This is a genomic window from Streptomyces sp. NPDC050674, from assembly GCF_040654575.1.
Lineage (GTDB): Bacteria > Actinomycetota > Actinomycetes > Streptomycetales > Streptomycetaceae > Streptomyces.
Genome location: NZ_JBFAIG010000037.1, coordinates 1 through 17,439, shown reverse-complemented (window position 1 = coordinate 17,439; position 17,439 = coordinate 1). Strand labels below are relative to the sequence as shown.

Below are 17,439 nucleotides of genomic sequence, written 5' to 3'. Positions count from 1 at the left end.
TGCCAGTCCCCTTTCGCTGAGCAGGGCGTACACGGAAGCGGCGGACTCCCGCACGGTCTGGTTCTGCGACTCGATGCGCAGGTCGGGCGACTCGGCCCGTTCCACCCTGCGCTCGTCCCAGACCGCCTCCGGGGTCTCCCGGACCCGGCCGTCGCTGCCGAAGACCAGGAAGCGGTCGAAGGAGCGGGCGAACCAGCGGTCGTGGGTGACCGCGAGGACCGTGCCGTCGAAGGCCTCCAGGCCCTCCTGGAGCGCCTCGGCGGACTCCAGGTCCAGGTTGTCGGTCGGCTCGTCCAGCAGCAGCGCCGTCACGCCCTGGAGCTCCAGCAGCAGGATCTGGAAGCGGGCCTGCTGACCGCCGGAGAGGCGTTCGAACGTCTGCTCCGCCTGGTGGGTGAGCTCGTAGCGGCGCAGGCGGGACATCGCCGCACCGCGGTCCTGTGCGTGCTCCTTCCACAGGATGTCGAGGAGCGTGCGGCCCTCCAGCTCCGGATGGGCGTGCGTCTGCGCGAAGTGTCCGGGCACGACCCGCGCTCCCAGTTTCCAGTCCCCCGTGTGCGCCACGTCGTCGCCGGCCAGCAGACGCAGGAAGTGGGACTTCCCGGAACCGTTGGAGCCGAGGACGGCGACGCGCTCGCCGTAGAAGACCTCCAGGTCGAAGGGCTTCATCAGACCGGTGAGCTCCAGGTTCGCGCAGGTGAACGCGCGGACACCGGTGCGCCCGCCCTTGATCCGCATCGTGATGTCCTGCTCCCGCGGCGGCTCCGGCGGCGGGCCGGCCTCCTCGAACTTGCGCAGACGGGTCTGCGCGGCCGCGTAGCGGGAGGCCATCTCATGGCTGACGGCCGCCGCCTGGCGCAGGGTCAGTACGAGCTTCTTCAGCTGTGCGTGCTTCTCGTCCCAGCGCCTGCGCAGCTCCTCGAAGCGGGCGAAGCGCTCGCGCCGGGCGTCGTGGAAGGTGGCGAAGCCGCCGCCGTGCACCCAGGCGTCCGCTCCCGCGGGCCCGGGCTCCAGAGAGATGATCTTCTCGGCGGCGCGGGCGAGGAGTTCACGGTCGTGGGAGACGAACAGCACCGTCTTGCGGGTCTCCTTCAACCGCTCCTCCAGCCACCGCTTGCCGGGGACGTCGAGGTAGTTGTCGGGTTCGTCGAGGAGCAGCACCTCGTCGGTGCCGCGCAGCAGCGCCTCCAGGACGAGCCGTTTCTGCTCTCCGCCGGAGAGGGTGCGCACCTCCCGGAACTGCGCCTTGTCGTACGGCGCCCCGAGCGCGGCCGTGGTGCACATGTCCCACAGCGTCTCGGCCTCGTAGCCGCGGGCCTCGGCCCAGTCGGCGAGGGCCTGCGCGTACCCCAGCTGCGCGGCCTCGTCGTCCACGGTCATGATGGCGTGCTCGGCGACGTCCACGGCGCGGGCCGCCTCGCGGATGCGGGGCGGCGCGACGGACACGAGCAGGTCCCGCACGGTCGTCTCGTCGCGTACGGATCCCACGAACTGGCGCATGACCCCGAGCCCGCCGCCCACGACCACGGACCCGCCGTGCGGCTTGAGTTCTCCGGCGAGCATCCGCAGCAGGGTGGTCTTCCCCGCGCCGTTGGGTCCCACGAGGGCCACGACGGCCCCCTCCCCCACCCGGAACGACACGTCACCCAGCAGTGCCCTTCCGTCGGGCAGGTAGTACTCCAGGTGCGCGGCTTCGAGGTGTCCCATGGGCGCGATTGTGCGGGGGCGCGGGGGTCCGCGGCAAACGGATTCGGATGCCGCGGGTGCCTTTCAGACCCGTTCCAGCGGCCGATGGGGTCCGCTGGGGAGTTCCGTCTCGATCGGATCGCCGGGCCGCACCACGCCTCCCTCGCGCACCACGGTCATGATCCCGGCCTTGCGCACGACGTTCCCCGCTTCGTCCCGCCCGACGACCCGCTTCAGCAGCCCGTCCTGGAAGTGGTCGATCTGTACGCAGGGGTTGCGCAGCCCGGTGACCTCCAGGACCGCGCCGTCGCCGATGCGCAGCAGGGTGCCGGTGGACAGTCCGAGCAGGTCGATGCCGCGCGTGGTGATGTTCTCGCCGAGTTCGCCGGGCGCCACCTCGAAGCCGTCCTCGCCGACCTCGGCGAAGAGCTCCTCGTGGATGAGGTGGACCTGGCGCAGATTCGGCTGGGTGGGGTCCTGAGCCATGCGTGAGCGGTGCTTGACCGTCACCCCGGCGTGCACGTCCCCTTCCACCCCGAGCCCGGCGAGCAGCGTGATGCTCTCCCGGTTCGGCTTGGTGAACGTGTACTCCCCGTTGCTGCTGACCGCCGTCACATGGCCGCTCATCGGTCGTTTCCCCCTGTTTCGGTCGTGGTGGATCACCGTCGTGATCCACCACGAGCCTGCCCGCCGGCCCTCGGCGTGTCCAGCCCCGCCGAGGCGCTCGCACCACGGGGTGCCCGGCGGGCCGTTCCGGCACCGGGACCTGACACCGCATCAGTCCGAATGACGGGATGGGGGTCTCATCATACGGGCGGACTGCGTACCGTGATCTCACGCCGACCCGACCGGAAGGGGTGGGATCCGCCATGCCGGAACCCCGGGAGACCGCCGTCTACACCCACGGGCACCACGAGTCCGTGCTGCGTTCGCACACCTGGCGGACCGCCGCCAACTCCGCCGCCTACCTGCTGCCTTCGCTCGAGCCCCACATGAGGATCCTGGACATCGGCTGCGGCCCGGGGACGATCACCGCCGACCTGGCCGGGCTCGTGCCCGACGGGCGGGTCACCGGCGTCGACCGGGTGCCGGAGATCCTGGAGCGGGCACGTGCCACGGCGGCCGCACGGGGACGGGACAACGTCGACTTCGCGGTCGCCGACGTGCACGCCCTGGACTACCCGGACGACACCTTCTGCGTGGTCCACGCCCACCAGGTGCTCCAGCACGTGGGCGACCCGGTGCGGGCGCTGCGCGAGATGCGACGGGTCGTCCGGCCCGGCGGCCTCGTCGCCGTACGGGACGCCGACTACGCGGCCATGACCTGGTATCCGGCGTCCGAGGGGCTCGACACCTGGCTGGATCTGTACCGTCGGGTCGCCCGGGCCAACGGCGGTGAACCGGACGCCGGGCGCCGGCTGAGGTCCTGGGCCCTGCGGGCCGGGTTCACCGACATCACGGCGACCTCCGGCACCTGGACCTTCGCCACGCCCGAAGAGCGGGACTGGTGGAGCGGGCTGTGGGCCGACCGCACCCTGGCGTCGGCCTACGCCGACCGGGCCCGCGAGGGCGGACACACCGACGAGGCGGGACTGCGGGACGTGGCCGGGGCCTGGCGGGAGTGGAGCACCCGCGAGGACGGATGGTTCAGCGTCCTGCACGGAGAGATTCTCTGCCGCAAGGAAGCCTGAAACGCCGATTCCGGGACACTCTGGAAGCAGGAGGTTCGATTATGGTTCCCATCCTGCTTGTGCTGCTTCTGGCCTTGATTCTCTTCGGCGCCGGATTCGCAGTGAAGATTCTCTGGTGGATCGCACTCGCGGTTCTCGTCGTGTGGCTGTTGGGATTCCTTGTCCGTGGCACCTCGGCATCCGGCGGCCGGGGTCGCTGGTACAGGTGGTGAATGCGGACGCGCGGCCCCGGTCCTGAGGTCAGGGCCGGGGCCGCGCGTGTTTTCCGTCCGTGTCTCGTCCGCCTGTCAGTCCCGCGGAAGCAGCGGTCCGAGCGGCCCGAGGTCCAGGTTGAGGTCCTCGGGCCGCAGGCCGTAGCGGTCGCGCAGTTCCGTCATCCGCTCGTCGAGCAGCATGAGGGTGAGCCCGATGCGCTCCTCCTGCTCCTCGCTGAGATCACCCACGTCGAACCGGCGCACCGCCTGGCGCTCCATGAGCTGGCGCAGCAGCTCCACCACCGTCAGCACGAGCTTGACCAGGTCGCGCTCGACCGTGTCGGGCTCCAGTTCCACCCGGCGGGAACGCGGCCGGGGCTGGTCGGGGGTGGTCACAGCAACTCCTCGAACGGTGAGGGCACCTGGGCGTTCACCGAGCTGATCAGCGCGTTGAGGTCGATACGGACGAGGTCGACGTCGGCGATGCGCAGTGTGATGTCCCCCGTGATCACGACGCCGCCGGCCAGCAGCCGGTCGAGCAGGTCCACGAGGGCGACCTCACGGCGTTCCACTACGGTCACGTCTCGTCTCCGTCGTTCATGTCATCTCCCCGGCGAAGGAATAGGCCGCCCAAGGGCCGGTGAGTTCGATACGCATTCCAGGAACCTCACCCTTCGTGCGGTCCACCAGTTCCACGAACTCCTCGGAATGCGCACGCGGCACGAGATAGGCGGCGTTCAGCACGTTCCGGCCGGTCGCCTTGGAGAGCGCGGGATTCTGCGGGGGGTGCAGCCGGGAATCCTCAGCGAATGCGGAAAGCTCCTCGTGCAATTGCGTGGAAAAGGCCTCGGCCTTCTGCCACATCTCCTCCTGGGAGCGGGACTGCATGCGCCGCTGCCGCAGGTAGTCCCGGCCCGACGCGGGCTTCTGCGCGGGCCGGGCGCTCTCCTGGGCTTCGGGCTCCGCGTACACCTTCACGCCCCACTCGACCCTGCCCTCCAGCCGGTCGAGGGTGCGCCGGAAGTCCTCCTCACGGGCCTCGATCATCGTCCGCACGCCGCTGTCGTCGTGGAAGACGGTGCCCAGCCGCAGCGGCAGCGGGGTCGTGACGGTGGTGAGCGCGTCGATGACGCCCTGGTGGGCGCGGGCGGTCTCGGTGAGCCAGTCCAGGTCCTCCAGATGGGCGCGGAGCGGCTCCTCGGCGAAGTCCCGCTCCGGCACGTGACTCACCACGGCCACCAGGCCGTGGTGAGTCAGTGCCCTGGGCGGGTCACCCGCCACACCCGTCAACTGGGCCTGGAGCGGGGTACCGAAGGGGCGGCAGACGGCGTAGACGTACCGCAGTCCGGTCACGGTGCCTCCCTCTTCTCCACGCGGCCGGGCTCCAGTTCCTCCAGCCGGGCCAGCCTCTCGCGCAACTCGGCGTTCTCGCGGGTCAGTTCGTCACGACGGGCCCGTGAGCTCAGGGCCGGGTCGGTCTCCCACCAGTCGATGCCCATCTCCTTCGCCTTGTCCACCGAGGCGACGATCAACCGCAGTTTGATCGTGAGGAGTTCGATGTCGAGCAGGTTGATCCGGATGTCGCCCGCGATGACGATGCCCTTGTCAAGCACCCGTTCAAGGATGTCGGCGAGGTTGGCACCGCTTCCCTGACCGTAGGGTTCGGGCATCCTGCTGGGCGTCGTCATCGCCGGCTCCCTGCCTCGACTTCCTGGTCCTCGTCCTCGTCCTCCTCGTATTCACCCTCGGGCTCTTCCTCCTCCTCGGGCTCTTCCTCCTCGTCGTACTCGGCCTCGGATTCCTGCTCGTCCCCGGGCTCTTCCTCGTCCTCGTCGTACTCGGCCTCGGAGTCCTCGTCGTACTCGCCCTCGGGCTCCTCTTCGCCCTCCGGCTGCTCCTCGTCGTCGTACTCGGCCTCGGCGTCCTCGGAGTCCTCCGAGTCCTGGCCCTCCTCCTGGTCGGACTCCTCCTCCTCGAGCGCGTCCTCGTGGCTCTGCACGACCTCGCCGTCGCGGATCTCGCCGCGCCAGCCGTCCTCCGCCTCGCCCTTGATGGTGATGAAGCGGACGAAGTTCTTGAGGTCGAGCCGGGCCCGGCGGCCCTGGGCGCGCCAGATGTTGCCGGTCTTCTCGAAGAACCCGGAGGGGTAGTACTCGATGACCAGCAGGACCCGGGTCAGGTTGTCGGTGAGCCGGTGGAAGGAGACGACGCCCTTCGTGGTGCCCTTGGCGCCCTCCGAGGTCCAGGCGATGCGGTCGTCGGGAACCTGCTCGGTGGTCTTCGCCTTCCAGCTGCGGTTGGACCACCAGATCTTCGCCTGCCAGTCGGAGTGGGTGTCGTCGTCGCGGCTCGCGCTCTTGACACCCTTGGCGAAGGTGCTGAAGTCCTGGTACTTCGTCCACTGGTCGTAGGCGGTGCGCAGCGGCACGCCCACGTCGATGTGCTCGATGATGACAGTGGGCTTGTTACCGGAACGGCCCTTGCCCTTCTTGCCCTTGCCGCCACCGCCCAGGTTCTTGAAGGCACCTGTGACCTTGTCCTTGAGGCTGGAACCGCCGACCTCCAGTGCGGAGCGCAACGGGCCCTTGCCCTCGGCGATCTTGCGGCCGCCGTCGAGGGCGAGCTTGGCGAAACCGGGGCTGTTGCCCTCGGCTATGTCGTTCAGCTTGCCGGTGGTCTCGCCGAGCTTGCGACCGACGCCGGTCAGCATGCGGGTGGCCTGGGCGGCCAGATACTCCTGAAGTTCGGCCTTGAGCCGGTCCGCGGCCTCGCTGTGGGCCAGGTCGGTGAGCGGGTTCTTCGCCGCTCCGTCGGCGGCGGACTTCGCCGAGCCGAGTGTCTCGCTCATCCCTCACCGCCTCCCTTCGGCAGACGGGAGCGGGCACTGCCGCCTCTGCTCCCGGAGGTCGCCTTCTTGGCGGCCGTGGTCTTCTTCGCCGCCGTCTTACGGCCCTCCGCGGTCTTCTTCGCGGGAGCCTTCTTGGCGGCCTTCTTGGCGGGGGCCTTCTTGGCCGTCTTCTTCGCGGGGGCCCTCTTGGCGGGGGCCTTCTTGGCGGGAGCCTTCTTCGCGGCCGGCTCGGATTCCTCGTCCTGCTGCGAGGCCGAGTCGCCGGACTCGTCGTCCTCCCGGTCCTCGTCCTCGGACTCTTCGTCCTCGGCGTCGGACTCGTCCTCGGCCTCGGGCTCGTCCTCGGGCTCGGCCTCGTCCTCAGGTTCGGCGTCGGCCTCGTCCTCAGGCTCGGCGTCGGACTCGGGCTCGTCCTCGGCCGCCTCGTCCTCGGGCTCGGCGTCCTCGTCGTCCTCGTCGTCCTCCTCGCCGTCCCGGCGCTTGCCGGGCACCACGCCCGCCACCTGGTCGCGCACCTGGGCGGTGCGGCCGTGCAGCCGGTCGGCGATGGCGTCGAGCTGACGCTCGACCATGGCACCGGAGGCCGCCTTGCCCACGCCGCGCAGGTCCTCGCGCAGCTGGTCCCCGATCTCCTTGAACTGCGGGTTGTCGCGCAGCTGCTGCTGGAGCAGGTCCGCGACCATGCGCGGGCTCAGGTTCAGTTTCTTCCCGGCGACCAGGCCTCCGACGGCCACGGCCATCTTGAGTTTCTTGGTGCGTCCCAGGAGATATCCGGCCCCCACCGCGAGGCCCAGTCCCATTCGGTTCATTGTGTTGTCCCGTTGCCTGTTCCCGCGCTTCTGCGCGAAGCGGTCTCCAGCCGGTCGAGGAGTTCGTCCTCCATGCGGTCGAACTCCTCCTCCGTGATCTCTCCGGCCTCCAGCTGCTCTTCCAGGCGGCCCAGTTCGGCCCGTACCGTGGCGGGGTCGTAGTAGATCCGCTCGGCTTCCTGGACTACCTGCTTGACGGCCCAGGCGCTGCCGCGTACCGGTGCGAACGGCAGCAGCAGCACCTCGGAGATCAGACCCACGTCGTCACCCCGCTCCGGTGTCCGTGCCACTCACCGCGGTGCCGGCGGGCTCGGCCGGGCCGGGCTCGACGAAGCTGTACGGCGGCAGCGGTCCGTTGACCCGCACCTCCAGGTGCGGCATGTCCTTGCGCAGCTGCTCGACCGAGGCCAGGAAGGATTCGGCCGCGTCCCGGTCCACCAGGAACGACACGTTGGCCAGCCAGCCCGTGGACTCGGGGCCCACGCTCACGTCGTCGGCGGCCGCCTCCAGCGCGCGCTGCACCGCGGCGCCGTCGTCGGCCTCCTTGGCCTTGACCGCGGCCGCGACCATTTCGCCGAGCCGGATCTTGTCGTCGTAACTGCCGCCGCCCGCCTGCCGGTTGGCCTCCGCGAGCCCGCGGATGTCGGGGCTCTCGGCCATCACCTGGTGCAGGACGGCCTCTTCGACGTGGTTGGCCTTGACGTTGTACTCGACCCGGTTGTCCAGGGCCCGCAGCCGCTCCTTGTAGTGCTCGGCGCGCTCGGCGAGCACCCCGGTGATGGAGTTGTCGTCCGGGGCGACGCTGCCGAACCGCATGGGCAGCACGCAGCCGCCCGCACCGGCCTCGCTGAGCACGTTCTGGTGCGCGAGCAGGTCCTTGCGCTTGGGCCGCAGGCCCTCGGGCGCCTCACTGACGATGGCCGCCAGGTCGCCCTCCCGCAGGATGCGCACCTCGCGGGGCGGGTCGCCGACGCCGCCCATGCCCTCGGGCAGGGAGGGGTGTGAGCCCGCCGCGATGCCGTAGACGTAAGTGCTCACTCCTGCTCCTCCTTACGACGGGACGTGGTCTTGCGGGCTCGCGGACGCGACTCGGTCTCGCCCTCGCTCCGCGCCTGCTTGAAGGCGTCGGAGATGGTCTCGGCGGCGCCGGAGAGCGCCCCCTTGGACTTGCCGCGGGCGCCGGACTCGGTGATCTCACCGACCAGGTCGGGCAGGCCCGGGTCCTTGCGGGGGCCGGCCTCCAGGTCGAGGCGGTTGCACGCCTCGGCGAAGCGCAGATAGGTGTCGACGCTGGCGACGACGACGCGGACGTCGATCTTGAGGATCTCGATGCCGACCAGGGAGACACGGACGAACGCGTCGATCACGAGCCCCCTGTCCAGAACCAGTTCGAGCACGTCATAGAGACCGCTGCTGCCGCCTCCGCCGCCGGACTGCTGTGCCGGTACGACAGTCATGCCGGATGTTCCTCCTCGTGTGTGGGTGCGGGTCGTCTCGGGCGGCCTAGCGGCCGCCGGACCTGCGCGCGTCGGACCGACCGCGTTCGTAGCGGCGGACGCGCCGGTAACCCGTGAGCTGCCCCTCTGTGTCGAGCTCCACCTGGTAGCTCGCCATCAGGCTCATCGTGTCGGGCACGCGCTCGAGCTCGAGAACCTCGACCTCCAGCGCCCAGCCCTCCTCCGTCTGCTCGAAGGACGACACGGACTCGGCCTCCATGCCGGTGAGCTCCGCGAGCTGGCCGCGCGCCTGGCGCAGCACCTCCATCGGGCTCGGCCGGCTGCGGGCCGACTGGTTGTCGTTCGTCTTGCTCGATTTCCTCGAGTCCTGAGAGTCCTGAGACTTCTGTGAACTCTGTGACTCTTGCGTGTTGTTTGTGTTCGACATGGCCACCTCCCCCTCCGTGTGGCCGCAAGCGTGTTCGCCAAACCTCTACGGGCCCATGCATCTGCCACTCACCGCGAGAGCGCCGGGCGGGGGTCAGCCCCGCAGGGCGTTCAGCCGCCGCCTGGCAGGGCCCAGCGCCCGGCCCCGGTTGAGCAGGCCCGACCAGGGGTTGGCGCGTGCCTGCTCGGCGGCGTCGGCGACGGTCCAGCGGCGGGCGTGCAGCTCCGGGTCGTCCAGCTGGTCCCAGGTGATCGGGGTGGCCACCGGCGCGCCCGGACGGGGCCGGACCGTGTAGGGCGCGACGGCGGTCTGTGCGTAGGCGTTGCGCTGGATGTCGAGGTAGAGCCGCTGCCCGCGTTCCTTCTTGCGGGCAGCGGTGGTGAGCCGGTCGGGGTGGCCGGCGGCGAGCAGGTCGGCGACGTCCCGGGCGAAGGCGCGCACCTCGTCGAAGTCGTGCCGGCCGTTCAGCGGCACGATCACGTGCAGTCCGCGCGAGCCGGTGGTCATCAGCGCCGAGGGCAGTTCCAGCTCGTCGAGCAGCTCCCCGAGCAGCCGGGCGGCCTCGCGCACGGCCTCGAAGTCGTCCCTGGGCGTCCCCCGAAACCCTTCAGGCACCGGGGACGGGTCGAGGTCGAAGATCAGCCGGTCGGGGTGGTCCACGGCGTCGGCGCGCGACAGCCAGCGGTGCAGGGTGATGCTCGCCTGGTCGGCCAGATACAGGAGGGTGGCGGTGTCGTCGCACACGGTGTGGCAGACCGTGCCGCCCTCCTTGGCCAGCTCGACGCGGGTGATCCAGTCCGGGTAGTGGTCCGGGGTGTTCTTCTGCATGAACGCGGGCCCGTCGATGCCGTCCGGGTGCCGTTCCAGCATCAGCGGGCGCCCGCGCAGGTGCGGCAGCATGAAGGGCGCTACGGCCCGGTAATAGTCCACCAGGTCGCCCTTGGTGTACTCCTTGGCGTCACCGCCGCCGGGGAAGAGCACCTTGTCCGGCCGGTGCACCTCCACCGTGCGGCGGCCCGCCCGCACCCTGCGCGTGCCGTCGGCGCCACTCACCGCACGACCGCCTCCTCCACGAGCAGCCGTCCGGCCGCCGCGATGGACTCCGCGTCGATACCCGAGGCCCGCAGCTGCTCCTCCGGGGAAGCCGAGCCCGGCATCGTGCGGACGCCGAGCCGCACCAGGCGGGGTACGGGGCGCCCGTCGGTGAAGGCGTCGAGGACCGCGTCCCCGATGCCGCCCTCGGGGTGGTGGTCCTCCACGGTCACCAGGCAGCCGGTCTCCTCGGCGGCGCGGCGCAGCGTGGCCCGGTCGACGGGCTTCACGGAGTACAGGTCGATCACCCGCACCGCGATGTCCTCCTGCTCCAGCGCCTCGGCGGCGGCCAGCGCCTCGTGCACGGTGACGCCCGCCGCGACGAGGGTGAGCCGGTCGCTGCCGGAGGAGCGCAGCACCTTGCTGCCACCCACCGGGAACTCCTCGTCGGGGCCGTAGATCACCGGGCTCTCGCCGCGCGAGGTGCGCAGGTAGCGGACCCCCTCCAGGCCGGCCATCGCGGAGACGAGCCGGGCGGTCTGGTTGGCGTCGCACGGGTACAGCACGGTCGAGCCGTGCACGGCCCGCATCATCGCCAGGTCCTCCAGGCCCATCTGGCTGGGCCCGTCCTGGCCGATGGCGACACCCGCGTGGGAGCCGACGAGATTGACGCCGGAGCCGCTGATGGACGCCATGCGGATGAAGTCGTACGCCCGGGTCAGGAACGCCGCGAACGTGGTGGCGTACGGCACCCAGCCGCGGGCCGCAAGACCGACCGCCGAGGCGACCAGCTGCTGCTCGGCGATGTAGCACTCGAAGTAGCGCTCGGGGTGTTCCTTGGCGAAGAACTCGGCGCGGGTGGAGTCGCCGACCTCGCCGTCCAGGGCGACGATGTCGCCGCGGCCGGTGCCGAGAGCGGCGAGCGCCTCGCCGAAGGCGTTGCGGGTGGCGACCTCCTCGCCCTTGTCCCAGGTGGGGAGTTCGAAGGCACCGGTGTGGACGGAATGCAGCATGCGGGCGGCGGCCGGTTCGCGCACCTGGACGCGGATGTCGCGCGGGCCGCCCAGCTCGGTGATGGCCTCCTCGGCCTCCGGCAGCGGCTTGCCGTGCAGGCCCTCGCGGTCCTGGACGCCCTCGACGCCCTTGCCCTTGAGGGTGCGGGCGAGGATCGCGGTGGGCTGGCCCTTGGTGGACGCGGCCTCCCCGTAGGCGCGGTCCAGGGCGTCCACGTCGTGGCCGTCGACCTCGACGGTGTGCCAGCCGAACGCCTGGAAGCGGCGGGCGTAGGCGTCCAGGTCGTGGCCGTGCCGGGTGGGGCCGCGCTGGCCGAGCCGGTTGACGTCGACGATCACGGTGAGGTTGTCCAGGTGCTCGTACCCGGCGTGCTCGGCGGCCTCCCAGACGGACCCCTCGGCCAGCTCGCTGTCGCCGCACAGCACCCAGGTGCGGTAGTCGGCGCGGTCGAGCCGCTTGCCGGCCAGCGCGATGCCGACCCCGACGGGCAGGCCCTGGCCGAGCGAGCCGGTGGCCGTCTCGACCCACGGCAGGCGCTGCGGGGTGGGGTGTCCTTCGAGGCGGCTGCCCAGCTTGCGGAAGGTGAGCAGCTCTTCGTCGTCGATGGCGCCGGCCGCCTTGTACGCGGCGTACAGCAGCGGCGAGGCGTGGCCCTTGGACAGGACGAAGCGGTCGTTGCCGGGGTGGGCGGGGCGGTCGAAGTCGTAGCGCAGGTGGTGCGCGAGCAGGACGGCCATCAGGTCGGCGGCTGACATCGAGGACGTCGGGTGCCCGGAACCCGCCGCGGCGGCGGCGCGGACACTGTCCACCCGCAGCTGCTGTCCGAGGTCGGTGAGTTCACCGGTGTTCATGAGTCTCCTTTCGAGGAGTCGTCCGGGGCGTCGGTTCGTTTGACGGGGCCGGGGGCCGGGTGGCCCGCGGCCGACCCGCCGGGCGAAGGCCCGGACGCGGGTCGATTCCCGGCGGGCTCTCCGCCGGGTTGGTTCTTGGCCGGCTCACCGCCGGGTTGGTTCCTGGCGGGCTCTCCGCCGGGTTGGTTCTTGGCGGGCTCGCCCCCGGGTTGGCTCTTGGCAGGCTCACCGCCGGGTTGGCTCTTGGCAGGCTCACCGCCGGGCTGGCCCTTGGCGGGCTCACCACCCGGCTGGTTCCGGGGCGGTTCACCACCGGGCTGATTACGGGCCGGTTCAGCAGCGGGCTGATTCCCGGCAGGCTCGCCGCCCGGGCGGTTCCCGGTCGGTTCGGCGGAGGTGGGTGTGGGCGTGGGCGGGGCCGGGCGGCCTTTCGGGGTGTCCGCCTCCGTACGCCACTGCGCGTGCCCGGTGCCGGGTCCGCCCGGGGCCGGGCGGCCCTTTGCCGTTTCAGACTCGAACCGGAGCTCCACGGCTCCGGATCCGGGCTGCCCCTTCGCGGGCTCGCCGGGGGTGCCGGAGCCCCCGTCCTCCGTGTCGGCGGCGAGCGCCGCGCCCGGCCCCGAACGGGCGCTCTCCTCCTGCCGCCGCCCGGGCCGGCCCGGCACCCGGGCCACCTCGGGCGACGCCGTGTCCAACGGCACCGACCAGGACCGTACGAGCCCCAACTGCACGGCTTGGCGCGGCAGCACGGCGTCCAGCAGCCAGTCGGCCGCGACCCGGACCCGGTTCCCGGGCATCGCTGCGAGGTGGTAGCCCCGCGTCACCGCGCCCGCCGGAACACCGGAGAGGCTCACGCCGAGCGGGTTGGCGGCGGCCTTCGCCCCGCCCAGGTCGACCACGAACCCCAGGTCGCGGTGGCGGTACGGCTTGCGCGCACCGCCGAGGCCGAGCGAGGCGGCGACGTTCTCCGCCGCGACCTTGCCGTGCCGCCAGGCGTGCTGCGCGGTCATCGGCGTGTAGCTGCCCGGGTTCTCCAGATCGGGTACCGCGGCCACGTCGCCGCAGGCGAACAGCTCCGCCCGGCCCGGCACCCGCAGATGCGGGTCGACGAGCAGCCGGCCCCGCTCCATGGGCAGCCCGAGGGACTCCACCAGCGGATCGGGGCGGACGCCCACGCACCACACCAGCGTGCGGGTCGCGACGAACTCGCCGTCGGTCAGCACGACACCCTCAGGGGTGGCCTCCTGCACGGAGGTCCCCATGCGCACGTCCACCCCCCGCTGCCGCAGCACCCGGCCGGCGGTGGCGGAGAGCTTCTCGTCCATCTCGGGCAGCACCCGCGGCGCCACGTCGAGCAGCATCCAGCGCGGCCGCATGCCCTGCCGCAGCGGGTGTTTGCGGACCTGCGCGTCGGTGAACATCTGCCCGTGCGCGGCGACCTCGGTGCCGGTGTACCCCGCCCCGACCACGACGAAGGTGCACCGCGCGGCACACGTCCCGGCGTCGTCAGCAGCGGCCGCCAGCTCCACCTGCCGGGTGACGTGATCGCGCAGGTACAGCGCCTCGGGCAGCCCGCGGAAACCGTGCGCGTGCTCGGCGACGCCCGGGATGGGCAGCAGCTTGTTGACGCTGCCGGCCGCGAGCACCAGCCGGTCGTAGGAGAGCGTGCCTTCCTCGCCCTCGGGACCCGTGTAGCGCAGGGTGCGGTCGTCGAGGTCGATGCGCTCGGCCTCCCCGAGCACCAGTCGTACGTCCGGCAGCGAGTGCGAGAGGGAGACCGTGACCCGGCGCGGCTCCAGGATGCCGGCGGCGACCTGGGGCAGCAGGGGCAGGTACAGGAAATAGTCCGTCGGGTTCAGCACGGTGATGTGGGCCCGGCCCCGGGTGAGCCGGGACAGGGTGCGGGCCGTGCGGTACCCGGCGAAGCCGGCACCGATGATCACGATGCGGGGTCGACTCACGGTCGCTCGCCTCCGGCACTGTCGCTGGCTCGGGAACCTTCCGCGTCCCCCTGGCCTGGGCACCCAAACGTCGGCGCCGCCCACCCGCCCGGACACCGCCGGTTTCCGGCCCCGCCGCCGGGTACCCGGTGCGGGATACGGACCGCCGACGTCGCGGAGGCACTCCCCCATGCCCGAGTACGGTTACTTCCTCTCGTGCGAGCAGTACGGACCCGCCGAGCTGATCGAGCAGGCGCGGATGGCCGAGCAGGCCGGATTCCAGGCGCTGTGGATCTCGGACCACTACCACCCGTGGAACGACGAGCAGGGCCAGAGCCCGTTCGTGTGGTCGGTGATCGGCGCGCTGTCCGAGGCGGTGTCCCTACCGATCGAGTCTGCGGTGACCTGCCCGACCGTGCGCATGCACCCGGCGGTGGTGGCGCAGGCGGCGGCGACCAGCGCGGTGATGACGAACAACCGTTTCCGCCTCGGTGTCGGCTCCGGCGAGGCGCTCAACGAGCACATCCTGGGTGATCACTGGCCGCCGGCCCACGTCCGTCTGGACATGCTGGAGGAGGCCATCCAGGTGATGCGCCGGCTGTTCACGGGTGAGGAGGTCAACCACCACGGCCCGCACTACACCGTGGAGAACGCCCGCCTGTACACGGTCCCGGACGAGCCGATCCCGATCGACATCTCCGGCTTCGGCCCGGCGGCGACACAGCTCGCCTCCCGCGTCGGCGACGGATACATCACGGTGGTGCCCGACGAGACGATGGTCGAGCAGTACCGCAAGGGCGGAGGCGGCGGAAAACTGGTCAGCGGCGGCACCAAGGTCTGCTACGGCACCGACAAGGACGAGGCCGTGCGGACCGTCCACCGGCTCTGGGCCAACGAGCAGCTGCCGGGCGAGCTGGCCCAGGTGCTGCCCTCCCCCAAGCACTTCGAGCAGGCGCAGCAGCTCGTCACCGAGGACATGGTGCGCGAGAACCGGGTCTGCGGGGACGTGGTGGACGAGCACGTGGCGGAGCTGAGGCAGTTCGCCGACGCGGGCTTCGACCGGGTCTACGTGAACCAGATCGGCCCGGACCTGCGCGGCTTCTTCGACTTCTACCGTACGAAGGTGCTGCCGCAGCTCCAGTGATCCGCCCGGCCGGAGGGGAGAGGGCACTGCGATGCAGGCGTCCTCTTCCTCGGCGTCCTCTCCCTCGGCGTCCTCTTCCTCGCGAAATCACGAGGTGGCAGAGCGCCGATTCACCTAGGGTCGCCCGTATGTCTGTTCGTCTTCGCATGCGTGAGGCCCTGCCGGAAGCGATGCGGGCCAGGGACAGGGCCGCCGTGAGCGCCCTGCGCAGCGCCCTGGCCGCGCTCGACAACGCCGAGGCGGTGGCCCCGGACGATTCCGCGCCCCGGGCCGGCGCACTCGAGCAGTCGCCGGTCGGTGCCGGAGCCACCGAAGCCGCGCGCCGGGAACTCGGCGAGCGGGACGTGCTGGACATCGTGCGGGCCGAGGCGACCGAACGACTGGAGGCGGCCGCGCAGTTGACCGCCCCCGCGCACGCCGACCGGGCCGGACGGCTGCGCGCGGAGGCGGCCGTGCTGCTCCGCTTCCTCGAAGGTGCCGGGAGCGTCACGGCGGATGACACCGAGGCCGCGGGGGGACACGCGGCAGGCGGCGGCGATCTGCCGGCACCGGCGGTCTAGGGGCGGGCCAGGCGGTCTAGAGCCTGTCTGACAATTCCCGTCCAATCAGCGAGGTTCGGCTGAGTTGGCAATCGGGAGGTGCGCCGACCGTCCGGCGGGGATTACCGGGCAGGGCCTACGAACGGCGGGCCAGCAGATGGGCGTCGAGGAAGCCCCTTTCGGAGGCTGGATCGTGGAGCAACCGGGCGAAGGGAACGAGCTCGGCGTCGGCCAGCAGTTCGGCCAGGCGATCCGCCGGCCAGCTGTAGGCAGGCGCCACCTTGTGGTCGAAGCGGACCGGTTCTTGTTCGTCGGTCCCGAAGAAGGAGACCAGGAGCAGGCCATCCGGCGCCAGGACGCGTGCCTGCTCGGCGAGCAGCTCCGGCAGTTCTCCCGGAGGAGTGTGGATCATCGAGTAGTGGGCCAGTACGCCGCCGAGCGCGGCGTCCTCGATCGGCAGGGATTCCATCCGCGCCTCCTGGAAGCGCAGCGCCGGATGGGCCTGCCGGGCGTGGTCGATCATGCCGGGGGCGAGGTCGAGTCCGAAGGCGTCCAGGCCCAGTTCGTGCAGCATGGCTGTCAGATGTCCGGGACCGCACCCGACGTCCGCTGCCCGCGGGTTGCCCGTCGCGCGCACCAGTTCGGCGAAGGTGCCGATCATGGTCCGGGAGAAAGGCTGTGTCTCCAGCCGGTTTGCGAACAGCGATGCGTACAGCTCGACGACTCCGTCGTACGCCGTCCTGGTCTCGTCCTGATGATTCACCACGGGCAGGACTCTATAGCCGGTCTGATAATTGATCTTGTGGTAAGTCGAGGTGAGTTGACGGATGCGGCATGGGGGCGGATAGAGCCCCTTTTGCCCCAGGTGGACGGACGGGGCCGTCCGTGGCGTGATCACCGGCAGGTGGTCCACGGCGTGCTGTGGCGGCTACGGACCGCGGCTCCTTGGCGCGACCTGCCCGAGCGGTATGGGCCGTGGCAGACCGTCTACGAGCGGTTCGCCCGCTGGGAGGCCGATGGCACGTGGGCGAAGCTGCTGGAGCATGTCCAGGTCCATGATGACGCGGGGGGCCGGGTGGAGTGGATCGTCGCCGTTGACTCCACGATCAACCGGGCCCACCAGCACGCCGCGGGCGCCCGTAAAAGGGGGACGCAGACAGGGACAAACCGGAAGATCCGGGCCGCTCGCAGGCGCATCAGGCACTCGGTCGGTCCCGGGGCGGGCTGACCACCAAGGTCCATCTCGCCGTCGACGGCCGGGGACTGCCGCTGTCGATCGTGCTCACACCCGGAAACGTCAACGACGCCACCGCGTTCGCCGACGTCCTCGACGGGGTCCGCACCCCGCGCGTCGGCACGGGCCGCCCGCGCACGACACCGGACCGTGTGCTGGGTGACAAGGCCTACTCCGGCAGGGCCATCCGTCATCTGCTGAGGCGTCGGGGCATCGCCGCCACGATCCCCGAGCGCCGCGACCAGGTGGCCAACCGTCGACGCAGGGGGCGCTTCGGTGGCCGGCCACCCGCCTTTGACAGGGAGATCTATCGCGACCGCAACGTGGTCGAACGATGCTTCGCTCGCCTCAAGCAGTTCCGTGCGATCGCAACTAGGTTCGACAAGCTCGCGGACCGCTACCGCGCGGGAGTCGTCCTAGCCTCCCTGATTCTCTGGCTCCGCGAAACGGCCAGGTGATCATTTGTCAGACAGGCTCAAGGGCCTGTCGTTTGGATCATGCCGGCGTCGCGGGGCGTGGCACGCACATCTGCCGCGTTGTCGTCGGTTGTCAACTCCCCCACGCTCGGCTGCG

21 protein-coding genes are annotated in these 17,439 nt (G+C 71.1%); 5 read left to right on the top strand and 16 right to left on the bottom strand.

Features of this window, described 5'->3' with window-relative positions; translation table 11 throughout:
* Both AB0I06_RS33885 and AB0I06_RS33880 read right to left on the bottom strand, forming a co-directional pair.
* Positions 1–1,707: ATP-binding cassette domain-containing protein (locus tag AB0I06_RS33885; RefSeq protein WP_363122705.1), on the bottom strand; the 1,707-nt coding region annotated here is incomplete at its 3' end.
* A gap of 63 nt (positions 1,708–1,770) precedes the next feature.
* Positions 1,771–2,313 carry an MOSC domain-containing protein gene (locus AB0I06_RS33880; protein WP_363122704.1) on the bottom strand — a complete coding sequence of 181 codons (543 nt, stop codon included), beginning with the start codon at positions 2,311–2,313 and terminating at the stop codon, positions 1,771–1,773.
* A 242-nt stretch (positions 2,314–2,555) separates the two neighbouring features.
* Between AB0I06_RS33880 and AB0I06_RS33875 the strand changes: the two genes are divergently transcribed.
* Together AB0I06_RS33875 and AB0I06_RS33870 are read left to right on the top strand one after the other, a co-directional pair.
* Positions 2,556–3,377 (top strand): methyltransferase domain-containing protein, encoded by an 822-nt coding sequence (locus AB0I06_RS33875; RefSeq protein WP_363122703.1) that lies wholly within the window; start codon positions 2,556–2,558, stop codon positions 3,375–3,377.
* 41 nt (positions 3,378–3,418) lie between these two features.
* Positions 3,419–3,589 carry a hydrophobic protein gene (locus AB0I06_RS33870; protein WP_363122702.1) on the top strand — a complete coding sequence of 57 codons (171 nt, stop codon included), beginning with the start codon at positions 3,419–3,421 and terminating at the stop codon, positions 3,587–3,589.
* Between the two features lie 75 nt (positions 3,590–3,664).
* On the opposite strand, the gene AB0I06_RS33865 is transcribed toward AB0I06_RS33870, so the two are convergent.
* The 13 genes from AB0I06_RS33865 to AB0I06_RS33805 all read right to left on the bottom strand — a co-directional run bounded on the left by AB0I06_RS33865 (position 3,665) and on the right by AB0I06_RS33805 (position 13,970).
* Complete coding sequence (locus AB0I06_RS33865) at positions 3,665–3,967, bottom strand: gas vesicle protein K (RefSeq protein WP_363122701.1); 303 nt, start codon at positions 3,965–3,967, stop codon at positions 3,665–3,667.
* Entirely contained in the window at positions 3,964–4,152 is a 189-nt protein-coding gene (locus tag AB0I06_RS33860; RefSeq protein ID WP_003994122.1) for a gas vesicle protein, read from the bottom strand. The genes AB0I06_RS33865 and AB0I06_RS33860 overlap by 4 nt, the downstream gene beginning before the upstream one ends.
* Positions 4,153–4,168: 16 nt before the next feature.
* Positions 4,169–4,924, bottom strand: coding sequence for a GvpL/GvpF family gas vesicle protein (locus AB0I06_RS33855; RefSeq protein WP_363122700.1), 756 nt, complete (start codon positions 4,922–4,924; stop codon positions 4,169–4,171).
* Entirely contained in the window at positions 4,921–5,259 is a 339-nt protein-coding gene (locus AB0I06_RS33850; protein WP_363122699.1) for a gas vesicle protein, read from the bottom strand. Before AB0I06_RS33850 ends, AB0I06_RS33855 begins: the two co-directional genes overlap by 4 nt.
* Complete coding sequence (locus AB0I06_RS33845; RefSeq protein WP_363122698.1) at positions 5,256–6,419, bottom strand: SRPBCC family protein; 1,164 nt, start codon at positions 6,417–6,419, stop codon at positions 5,256–5,258. Before AB0I06_RS33845 ends, AB0I06_RS33850 begins: the two co-directional genes overlap by 4 nt.
* A complete protein-coding gene (locus AB0I06_RS33840) occupies positions 6,416–7,228 on the bottom strand; it encodes a DNA primase (protein ID WP_363122697.1) in 813 nt (270 codons plus the stop codon). Before AB0I06_RS33840 ends, AB0I06_RS33845 begins: the two co-directional genes overlap by 4 nt.
* The gene (locus tag AB0I06_RS33835) at positions 7,225–7,488 is read right to left on the bottom strand and encodes a gas vesicle protein GvpG (protein WP_363122696.1); all 264 of its coding nucleotides are present in this window, start codon (positions 7,486–7,488) and stop codon (positions 7,225–7,227) included. The genes AB0I06_RS33840 and AB0I06_RS33835 overlap by 4 nt, the downstream gene beginning before the upstream one ends.
* A 4-nt stretch (positions 7,489–7,492) precedes the next feature.
* Positions 7,493–8,266 carry a GvpL/GvpF family gas vesicle protein gene (locus AB0I06_RS33830; protein ID WP_363122695.1) on the bottom strand — a complete coding sequence of 258 codons (774 nt, stop codon included), beginning with the start codon at positions 8,264–8,266 and terminating at the stop codon, positions 7,493–7,495.
* On the bottom strand, positions 8,263–8,685 hold the full coding sequence (locus AB0I06_RS33825) for a gas vesicle structural protein GvpA (RefSeq protein WP_363122694.1): 423 nt from the start codon (positions 8,683–8,685) through the stop codon (positions 8,263–8,265). Before AB0I06_RS33825 ends, AB0I06_RS33830 begins: the two co-directional genes overlap by 4 nt.
* 46 nt (positions 8,686–8,731) lie before the next feature.
* The gene (locus AB0I06_RS33820) at positions 8,732–9,112 is read right to left on the bottom strand and encodes a gas vesicle protein (protein ID WP_363122693.1); all 381 of its coding nucleotides are present in this window, start codon (positions 9,110–9,112) and stop codon (positions 8,732–8,734) included.
* A 93-nt stretch (positions 9,113–9,205) separates the two neighbouring features.
* A complete protein-coding gene (gene ligD, locus AB0I06_RS33815) occupies positions 9,206–10,165 on the bottom strand; it encodes a non-homologous end-joining DNA ligase (RefSeq protein ID WP_363122692.1) in 960 nt (319 codons plus the stop codon).
* The gene (locus tag AB0I06_RS33810; protein ID WP_363122691.1) at positions 10,162–12,009 is read right to left on the bottom strand and encodes a transketolase; all 1,848 of its coding nucleotides are present in this window, start codon (positions 12,007–12,009) and stop codon (positions 10,162–10,164) included. The genes ligD and AB0I06_RS33810 overlap by 4 nt, the downstream gene beginning before the upstream one ends.
* Positions 12,006–13,970, bottom strand: coding sequence for an FAD-dependent oxidoreductase (locus tag AB0I06_RS33805; RefSeq protein ID WP_363122690.1), 1,965 nt, complete (start codon positions 13,968–13,970; stop codon positions 12,006–12,008). Before AB0I06_RS33805 ends, AB0I06_RS33810 begins: the two co-directional genes overlap by 4 nt.
* A 169-nt stretch (positions 13,971–14,139) precedes the next feature.
* On the opposite strand from AB0I06_RS33805, the gene AB0I06_RS33800 reads away from it, so the two are divergent.
* Entirely contained in the window at positions 14,140–15,093 is a 954-nt protein-coding gene (locus AB0I06_RS33800) for an LLM class F420-dependent oxidoreductase (RefSeq protein WP_363122689.1), read from the top strand.
* 170 nt (positions 15,094–15,263) lie between these two features.
* Positions 15,264–15,653, top strand: a complete 390-nt coding sequence (locus AB0I06_RS33795; RefSeq protein WP_363122706.1) for a hypothetical protein — start codon at positions 15,264–15,266, stop codon at positions 15,651–15,653.
* A gap of 115 nt (positions 15,654–15,768) precedes the next feature.
* Here AB0I06_RS33795 and AB0I06_RS33790 read toward each other — a convergent pair whose 3' ends face one another.
* Positions 15,769–16,398: a class I SAM-dependent methyltransferase gene (locus AB0I06_RS33790; protein WP_125045478.1), complete on the bottom strand. Its 630-nt coding sequence runs from the start codon at positions 16,396–16,398 to the stop codon at positions 15,769–15,771.
* Between AB0I06_RS33790 and AB0I06_RS33785 the strand changes: the two genes are divergently transcribed.
* A protein-coding gene (locus tag AB0I06_RS33785; protein WP_363122688.1) for an IS5 family transposase occupies positions 16,387–17,324 on the top strand; the annotation gives its coding sequence in 2 pieces (ribosomal slippage) (positions 16,387–16,801 and positions 16,801–17,324; 939 coding nt in all). The genes AB0I06_RS33790 and AB0I06_RS33785 overlap by 12 nt on opposite strands.
* Positions 17,325–17,439: the final 115 nt, after the last annotated feature.